7 protein-coding genes and 1 pseudogene are annotated in these 8,222 nt (G+C 64.1%); all 8 read right to left on the reverse strand.

The genetic code is table 11. The features are described from left to right. Positions 1-113: 113 nt before the first annotated feature. Entirely contained in the window at positions 114-2,216 is a 2,103-nt protein-coding gene (gene flhA / locus M0954_RS04585; RefSeq protein WP_297351851.1) for a flagellar biosynthesis protein FlhA, read from the reverse strand. After that, positions 2,213-3,421 (reverse strand): flagellar biosynthesis protein FlhB, encoded by a 1,209-nt coding sequence (gene flhB / locus M0954_RS04590; RefSeq protein WP_122152866.1) that lies wholly within the window; start codon positions 3,419-3,421, stop codon positions 2,213-2,215. Before flhB ends, flhA begins: the two co-directional genes overlap by 4 nt. Before the next feature lie 239 nt (positions 3,422-3,660). Next, positions 3,661-4,929: a DUF3443 domain-containing protein gene (locus M0954_RS04595; protein ID WP_123385060.1), complete on the reverse strand. Its 1,269-nt coding sequence runs from the start codon at positions 4,927-4,929 to the stop codon at positions 3,661-3,663. 25 nt (positions 4,930-4,954) lie between these two features. Continuing rightward, entirely contained in the window at positions 4,955-5,473 is a 519-nt protein-coding gene (locus M0954_RS04600; protein WP_123385061.1) for a DUF2844 domain-containing protein, read from the reverse strand. A 281-nt stretch (positions 5,474-5,754) separates the two neighbouring features. After that, positions 5,755-6,462 (reverse strand): protein phosphatase CheZ, encoded by a 708-nt coding sequence (gene cheZ, locus M0954_RS04605; protein WP_122152869.1) that lies wholly within the window; start codon positions 6,460-6,462, stop codon positions 5,755-5,757. Between the two features lies 1 nt (position 6,463). Continuing rightward, positions 6,464-6,859: a chemotaxis response regulator CheY gene (gene cheY, locus M0954_RS04610; RefSeq protein ID WP_074262872.1), complete on the reverse strand. Its 396-nt coding sequence runs from the start codon at positions 6,857-6,859 to the stop codon at positions 6,464-6,466. A 113-nt stretch (positions 6,860-6,972) separates the two neighbouring features. Further along, positions 6,973-8,070, reverse strand: a complete 1,098-nt coding sequence (locus tag M0954_RS04615) for a chemotaxis response regulator protein-glutamate methylesterase (RefSeq protein WP_183143103.1) — start codon at positions 8,068-8,070, stop codon at positions 6,973-6,975. 5 nt (positions 8,071-8,075) lie between these two features. Beyond that, a pseudogene (locus tag M0954_RS04620) lies at positions 8,076-8,222 on the reverse strand (chemoreceptor glutamine deamidase CheD); the annotation flags it as partial.

Below are 8,222 nucleotides of genomic sequence, written 5' to 3' on the forward strand. Positions count from 1 at the left end.
AAAGACAGGGAAAAGCAGGCAATTCGCGTGATGGGTAGTACGCCGGGGCCGCGCTGCAAGGGTCCCCAAATGGAAACCGGCGCCTGAAGCGCCGGTCTGGAGTGTGGAGCGGGTTAGCCTTTCCCGCCTATCAGATTCACCACCTTGACGTTGCGCGTGTCGGGCACCTCCGCATACGACAGCACCTTCAGCTGCGGCAGGTTGCGGCGCAGGAAGCGCGCAAGCATCGGCCGCAATGCGTGCTGCACCAGCAGCACCGGCGCGAGCCCGAGGTTTTGCTGGCGCGTCATCGCGTGTTGCGTCTCGGTCATCAGCGTGTGCGCGAGACCCGGCTCGAGGCCAGGGTTTGCCCCAGTCGAAAGCGCCTGCGAGAGCACCCGTTCGAGATTCGAATCGAGACCCATGACCTGCATGTCGCCGGTGCCGGGGAACCACTGTTGCGTAATAGCCCGGCCCAACGCCAGACGGACGGCCGCCGTCAGCTCGTGCGCATCGGTGACCTTCGGCGTGTGCTCGGACAGCGCTTCGAGAATCGTGCGCATGTCGCGGATCGGCACGCCTTCTTCCAGCAGGTTCTGCAGCACCTTCTGCAGCGTGGTGAGCGAAAGCGCCTTCGGAATCAGATCGTCGACCAGCGACGGCGTGTCCTTCTGCATCCGTTCGATCAGCGCCTGGATTTCGCGGCGGCCGAGCAGCTCGGATGCGTGCGTGACGACCAGATGATTCAAATGCGTCGCGACCACAGTGCTCGAATCCACCACGGTATAGCCGTACACCTGGGCCTGCTCGCGCAGATTGGTGTCGATCCATATGGCCGGCAGGCCGAACGCCGGATCCTGGGTCGGCGTGCCCGGCAGCGCCGCGCTCACCTGACCCGGATTGATGGCCAGCCACTGGCCCGGATAGGCCTCGCCGACCCCGACCTCGACGCCCTTCAGCGCGATCCGGTAGCCGTTGGGGCGCAATTCCAGGTTGTCGCGAATGTGGATCACCGGCGGCAGGAAACCGATTTCCTGCGCGAACTTCTTGCGGATGCTCTTGATCCGCTTGAGCAGTTCGCCGTCCGAATTCTTGTCGACGAGCGGAATCAACCGGTAGCCGACTTCGAGACCGAGCGTGTCGATCATCGTCACGTCTTCCCAGCTTGCCTCGGTGTTTTCGGTCGGCGTGAGCGCAGCCGGCGCCACCGTCGCGAGAGCCGCGGTAGTCTTCATGTCGGTCGCGCGCTTCCTCATCATCCGGCCGAGCTGGATCAGGCCACCGCCCAGCAGCAGGAAGGCAAAGTGCGGCATTCCCGGGATCAAGCCCATCAGCACGAGAATGCAGCCCGTGATGATCAGCACGCGCGGGTTCGTGAACAACTGCCCGGTCAGCTGCGTGCCGATGTCTTCGTTGGTCGCCACGCGCGACACGATCACACCGGCGGCGGTCGAGATCACCAGCGACGGGATCTGCGCGACGAGGCCGTCACCGATGGTGAGCAGCGTGTAGTTCTTGGCGGCGGCGGCGAAGTCCATGTTGTGCTGGGCCACGCCGACAATCAGCCCGCCGATGATGTTGATCACCATGATCAGCAGACCGGCGATCGCATCGCCGCGCACGAACTTGCTCGCGCCGTCCATCGAGCCGTAGAACTCGGCTTCCTGCGCGACTTCAAGGCGGCGGCGCCGCGCCGCGTCTTCGTTGATGATGCCGGCGTTCAGGTCGGCGTCGATCGCCATCTGCTTGCCCGGCATGGCATCGAGTGTGAAGCGCGCGGACACTTCGGCGATCCGGCCCGCACCCTTCGTGATCACCATGAAGTTGATCACCATCAGGATGATGAACACCACGATCCCGACCGCGAAGTTGCCGCCGACCAGGAACTGACCGAACGACTCGATCACCTGCCCAGCCGCGGCCGGTCCGGTGTGGCCTTCGAGCAGCACGACCCGGGTGGAGGCTACGTTCAGCGAAAGGCGCAGCAATGTCGAGAACAGCAGCACGCTCGGGAACGCGGCGAAATCGAGCGGCTTCATCGTGTACATGCTCACCAGCAGCACCATCACGGACAGCGCGATGTTGAAGGTGAACAGCAGATCCAGCAGGAACGGCGGCAACGGCAGGATCATCATGCCGAGGATCATGCAGATCAGCACCGGACCCGCGAGTGCCCGCAGGTTGGTGTTGCTCAGCGAGTCCGGCCGTCGGGACAGGAAACCGGCGCGTGCGTTCATGCGGAGGCTCCAGATGCCTTGTCGTCTTCGTTAAGGGTGTCGGCGGCTTCTTCGCTCGCCTCTTCGTCGGATACCGGACCTTGGTCCAGATCAGCAGGCACTTCGAGTTCAGTCGGCGCAACCGGCACCACGCCGCCTTCAGTCTTGAAGCGGCGCAATTGATAAACCCATGCGAGCACTTCCGCGACCGCGCCATACAACTGGCCCGGAATTTCGCGGTCGAGGTCGACGTTGTGATACAGCGCCCGCGCCAGTGGCGGGGCTTCGAGCAGCGGCACGTTGTTCTCCACAGCAAGCTCGCGAATCCGCGCGGCAATCAGGTTCACGCCTTTGGCGACGACCCGCGGTGCGCGCATCTCGCCGTCGCTGTACTTCAGCGCGACCGCGAAGTGCGTCGGGTTAGTCACCACCACGTCCGCCGTCGGGATCTTGGACATCATCCGGCGCCGCGCCGCTGCACGCTGCTGCGCGCGGATGCGGGCCTTGAGTTGCGGATCGCCTTCGTTTTCGCGGTGTTCGCGCTTCACTTCTTCCTTCGTCATCCGGAGTTTCTTGTGGTAATTCCAGATCTGATACGGGACATCGAGCGCAGCCACGAGGAACATGCCGGCGACCGTCATACCGCAGCACACGGCGATCAGGTGCACCGCGTTGGCGAGCGCCTCGTGGAGCGGCTGGGTGGCGAGCGCAAGGATCTGTTCCCGGCGGTTCCAGACCGACACGCCCCCGACCCCGCCCACTACGAGAGTCTTGGCGAACGACATGCCGAGCTGGATCGGCCCGTTGATCGAAAAGATCCGGCCGAGTCCGGCGACCGGATCGAGCCGGCTAAATTTGGGGTCGAACGCCCCGGCTGACACGTGCCAGCCGCCCAGCGCGAGCGGCGAGAGCAGCGCGGCACCACCGGTCAACGCAAGAATCGGCACCAGCGCATGGAGCGCCTGCATGCCGTCGACGCTCGCGCCGATCAGCATGCGCCGCGTTTCGAAGACGCTGTCGTGATTGAACATGAGCGCGCCGCGCAGCATCGATGCGAGGTGATCGCCGATGGTCCCCGACAACGCCCAAACGCCATAGAAACCGGCCGACAGCAAGGCAAACGAGACCAGCTCCCGCGAACGAACGATCTGCCCTTCCTCCCGCGCCTTCTCCAGGCGCCGGGGGGTGGCGTCTTCTGTTTTTTCGAGGTCGCTTTCCCCTGCCACGCAGCTCTCCAGACGGTCGAGGCACCATGCCTATTTCCAGTGAGAGCGATTATTCCTGCAGAACACAAGCCATGATCGGCGGATAAGGACGGGGAAACGGGGGTATTTCGGGAGATGGGGTGGCGGGAGGGGCCGCTACGGGCGGGAGCGGGCGGGCAGCGGGGGCGCTCCCGCGGAGGCCGCCCGTTCCGGGGCTGCGAGGCGTGGAACGGGCGGGACGGGTCGCGTTGGGTCCTGGATCAGTAGCCGACGTAAGGCGCCTGGCCGCCGCTCGCGGTCTGGTCGATGCCGAAATACATATAACGGCCGTAGAAGAACGGCAGGCCGATGTCGAAACTGCCCGAGCTGCCGATCTGGCCGGCGAGGTCGTTGAACGCGTAGTCATTGCCGTTGCTGAACAGCGTCGCCGCGCTCAGGATCCCGACGTTAGCCGCAGCGGAGGCGCCGTTCAGGCCGACCACGGTGACCGTACGGGTCTGCCCCGTCGACGGGCAGTAGAAGCCGCTGAAATTGCTGCCGCACAACGTCAATGTGCTATCGGTGAAGAAGTACGCGTTCGAGCCGGAATCGAAGAAGGCCGACAACGTGCTGCCGTTGAACGTGCTGTTGTTAAGGTCACCGAAGGCATCGGTCGTGAAGGTCTTCGCCGCCGCGAGCGCGTTGTTCGACTGTGTGCCTATGCCGAACACCAACGTGCCGGTGGCCGACGTGGCTCCGTTGTTCGAGACAGGTGACATCTCGACGATCACGCCGTTGTTGTCGGTGGCGAAGTGCGCGACGGGGTTTGCCACCTGGGCAGCCGTCGGCACCTGGGCGGTTGTGCAAGTCGAACTCGAACACGCGTAATAGTTGCTGAACTGGGCAAACGTGGTCGAACTCGCGCAAGTTGCGCCGCAATCGTACGGAGCATTGCCAATGCCGAGAATGCCGTTGGCGCCGAGCGCCGCAGGCGTGTTCTCTTCGGAGCCAATCGCGCAGCCTGTCGGCACACTGTTGGTCAGGTCACCGAGTACCTGAACCGGAATGCCGGTGGCGGTCTCGCCGGCAATCTGTACGGTTGCCGTGCGTACCGAGCCCCACGAAAAGCCGTCCGCGAAATTCGTGCACTCCGCCAACGTGCCAGACCCGCCAGTGGGAACGGCGGCCTCGGGCAGAGCAACGCTCAATACCCCACTGGCAATCCGCAGCCCATAAGAACCCGTATCCACCTGCACGTTGTTAATGGTCTGGCAGGTGCTGGTCCCGGGCACGCAAACCGTGACGCTCACCGTCGGAATATTGATGACATTCGCCACGCCTGTGCTCACCGTGATCGCGGCGGTGTTCGCAGCGTTCGCCGCAACCGGCGTAGCGGTCGGGCTGGCCGGCAACGAGCCGTTATTCGAACTCGACGAACTGGAGCTGTTGTTGCTGCTGCCACCGCCTCCGCCGCACGCGGCAACCAGCGACACCAACGCGACCGTCGCCGCGACCTGCGCCCACCCTCTGAGCTTTGCTGCAAATTGCATGGCTCGTCTCCCGTCCGTCATTTTGTCAGTGGATGTCGGAACCGCTGACGCCGGCAGGCAGCGCCTGCGGCAGCCACGCCTGACCCGAGAATGCGCCCATATGGCCACCGGAGTGGACCACCAGGCTGCTCTGCTCGACCGCGACCGGACCGTGGCCGCCGCGCACTGCGCGCACGGCCTCAACCCCGGCCTGGTATTGAGGGAAATAAGTACCGAGCAGATCGTTCAGATTCGGCATTTGCGGCCCGTTCCAGCCGAGGCCGAACACGGTGCCGTCCGCGGCGAGATACTCGCGCACGACCGTGCCGCTGCCGTAGGTCGTCTGCCGGACGGTGTAAGAAGAACTGGTGCTGGCTGCGGAGGCGGCGCCGGACGCGGCGTGCAGAACGGCGGTAGGGGAAACGGTTTGGGAACTGACAGACGAGCCCGAGGGCGGCGTCATCGGACTACCGCCCAGCGCCGCATAAGCGGACTGAACGGCGGGCACCACGCAGGACAATCCGAGCGCTGTCATGACGACGGCGCGGCGTACACGACTCAGCATAGCCACACTCCTCCCGGTCAACTGCGATACGGCCCGTGCATCGCACGCGCGCTCGCATTTATCCAAGATCATACGGTACCGGGCCACTGCTCCGCAGGAAGGTTTCCTCCAGGGTGCCTGGCCGGGACATCCGCTATGCGCGATGGCTAGCCGGCAAGAACCCTGCGCACGGAGTGCGGGACGGTACACAGCGGCGCCGAACGCTGTAGAGCGGGGCGCGTGCCATGTTCGACCGCCCGGAGCCGGCTCGGTTCAGATGTGGAAGCTGTTCGAAAGCCGCGTCAGAAGCCGAGGCTCGCCAGCAGATCGTCGACTTCGCCTTGATCCTGCATCACGTCGGCCTTGCCTTCCGGGTTGATCTGCGGCCCGTTCAGCAGGTTCTCCGGGCTGCCGGTCGACGAAGGTTCGGCCGCCAGCGCCGCCGCCGTTGCCGCGAACTGCTCGCGCCGTTCAAGCGCAATGTTCTCGATCAGCACGCCGAGCAGTTGCTGCTCGATCAGATACACGACCTCAGTGATCTTCTTGATGACCTGGCCGGTCAGATCCTGGAAGTCCTGCGCCAGCATGATCTCGAGCAGCTGCTGGTTGGTGGCCGACGTCACCTCGGGCACACCATGCAAGAAGGTCCGCGTGTCGTTCATCAACGCGCGCACTTCCTCGCGTTCGATCGGCGCCGCATACCATTGCTCCCAACGCGCGTCGAGCACCGCTGCGTCCTGCTGCAACTGCTCCTGCAACGGCTTGGCGACCTCGATCGAGCTCAGCACCTTTTCGGCTGCCTGCTCGGTCATGTTGGCAATGTACTTCAGGCGGTCGCGCGCGTCGGGCACCGCTTCGGCGGCGCGCTCGACGTGCTTGTCGATACCAAGCTCGCGCATCGAGTCGCGCAGTGTGCGCGTCAGTTGCCCGATGCGGGCAAGGATGCGGTCGCTTGCAAGGTCGCCGCCGTCTTGCGCTTCGACGGCTGCCGCGTTGGTCGGCTCGTCCACATCAGCTCCCGGCTTTCGCCATCTTCTCGAGAATCTTGTTGAGCTTCTCGTCGAGGGTTACCGCCGTGAACGGCTTCACCACATAACCGCTCGCGCCGGCCTGCGCCGCCGCGATGATGTTTTCCTTCTTCGACTCGGCCGTCACCATCAGCACCGGCAGATGCGTGAGGCTGGCATCCGCGCGGATTTCCTTGAGCATGGCCAGACCGTCGAGGTTCGGCATGTTCCAGTCGGAGATCACGAAATCGTACTTGCCGCTACGCAGACGCGCGAGACCCGCCTGGCCATCTTCCGCCTCGTCGACGTTCGAATAGCCCAGCTCCTTCAACAGATTGCGGACAATCCGGCGCATCGTCGGAAAGTCATCTACGACCAGAATCTTCATTCCCTTATCCATTTCAATTCCCTTTCCCTAATCCCAGATGGTGCAGCGAGTGTGTCGACCAGCGTTAGCGCTTCAGCACTGACTCCAGTCCCATGCAAGACGCCTGCGTTCTGACCCGGCGCGCATCATACCCGCTGGACGCGTTCACCCATTGACGAAAGACGCGCCATGACGCGCCGGCTCATCTCCGGCAACGAGGTGATTTCGTCGGCAGCGCCGAGTGCGATCGCCTCGCGCGGCATGCCGAACACAATGCAACTCGCTTCGTCCTGCGCAAGCGTATACGCGCCTGCTTTTTTCATCTCCAGCAGTCCAGCCGCACCGTCGCGGCCCATTCCCGTGAGAATCACGCCCACCGCATTCTTGCCGGCGTGCTGCGCAGCGGAGCGGAACAGCACATCGACAGACGGACGGTGCCGGTTCACCGGCGGGTCGTCGGAGAGGTGTGCAATATAGTTCGCGCCGCTACGCGCTAGCAACAGGTGAGCGTGACCGGGGGCAATATACGCGTGTCCCGGCAGCACACGTTCGCCGTGCTCTGCCTCTTTAACGGTAATTCTGCACAAGCCATTAAGGCGTTGCGCAAAAGATTTTGTAAACCCCGGCGGCATATGCTGTGCGATCAGCACCGCGGGCGCGTCCGGCGGCAGCGGCACCAGCACTTCGCGGATCGCTTCGGTGCCGCCCGTCGAGGCGCCGACGATGATCAGCTTTTCCGTACTCAGCAGCGGGTTGTTGAAGTTCGGCGCCGGCGTCGCAGCCTGGGCACCCGCCTGGCCGGCCGCCGTGCCGGCGTGATGCGCCGGGGCGGTCTGGCGCACGCGGGCGCGGGCGGCCGCGCGAACCTTGTCGGCAAGCTTCTCTGCGTAGTCGAGCATGCCGTCGCGGATCCCGACCTTCGGCTTGGTCACGAAATCGACCGCACCCAGTTCCAGCGCGCGCAGCGTAATTTCGTTGCCGCGCTCGGTCAGCGACGACACCATCACCACCGGCATCGGCCGCAGACGCATCAGTTTCTCGAGAAAGTCGAGACCATCCATGCGCGGCATTTCAACGTCGAGCGTCAACACGTCCGGGTTGTGCTGCTTGATGAGGTCGCGCGCGACCAGCGGGTCGGGCGCGGTTGCGACGACGGTCATGTCCGGCTGGCCATTGATGATCTCAGTCATCAGGCTGCGGATCAGCGCCGAATCGTCGACGCACAGTACCTTGATCTTTTGCACAGCTATCACGCCTCCTCGGCAGTTCTGGCGTTGTTTGAATTATTCGGACGCTGGCTCGCGCCAAATAGCTCGATGCGTGGCTTCGCAGCCGGGGCACCCGCCCCTGAGCCGGCAGCGGCCCTTGCACCAAACAGCTCGATCTTTGGCCGCCC

The organism is Paraburkholderia sp., assembly GCF_026225065.1.
Lineage (GTDB): Bacteria > Pseudomonadota > Gammaproteobacteria > Burkholderiales > Burkholderiaceae > Paraburkholderia.

Bases quoted from the DNA above. Each gene is read 5' to 3' on its own strand.
- M0954_RS04600 (WP_123385061.1), bottom strand. From the start codon at position 5,473: ATGCTGAGTCGTGTACGCCGCGCCGTCGTCATGACAGCGCTCGGATTG.
- cheY (WP_074262872.1), bottom strand. From the start codon at position 6,859: ATGGATAAGGGAATGAAGATTCTGGTCGTAGATGACTTTCCGACGATG.
- flhA (WP_297351851.1), bottom strand. From the start codon at position 2,216: ATGAACGCACGCGCCGGTTTCCTGTCCCGACGGCCGGACTCGCTGAGC.
- M0954_RS04595 (WP_123385060.1), bottom strand. From the start codon at position 4,929: ATGCAATTTGCAGCAAAGCTCAGAGGGTGGGCGCAGGTCGCGGCGACG.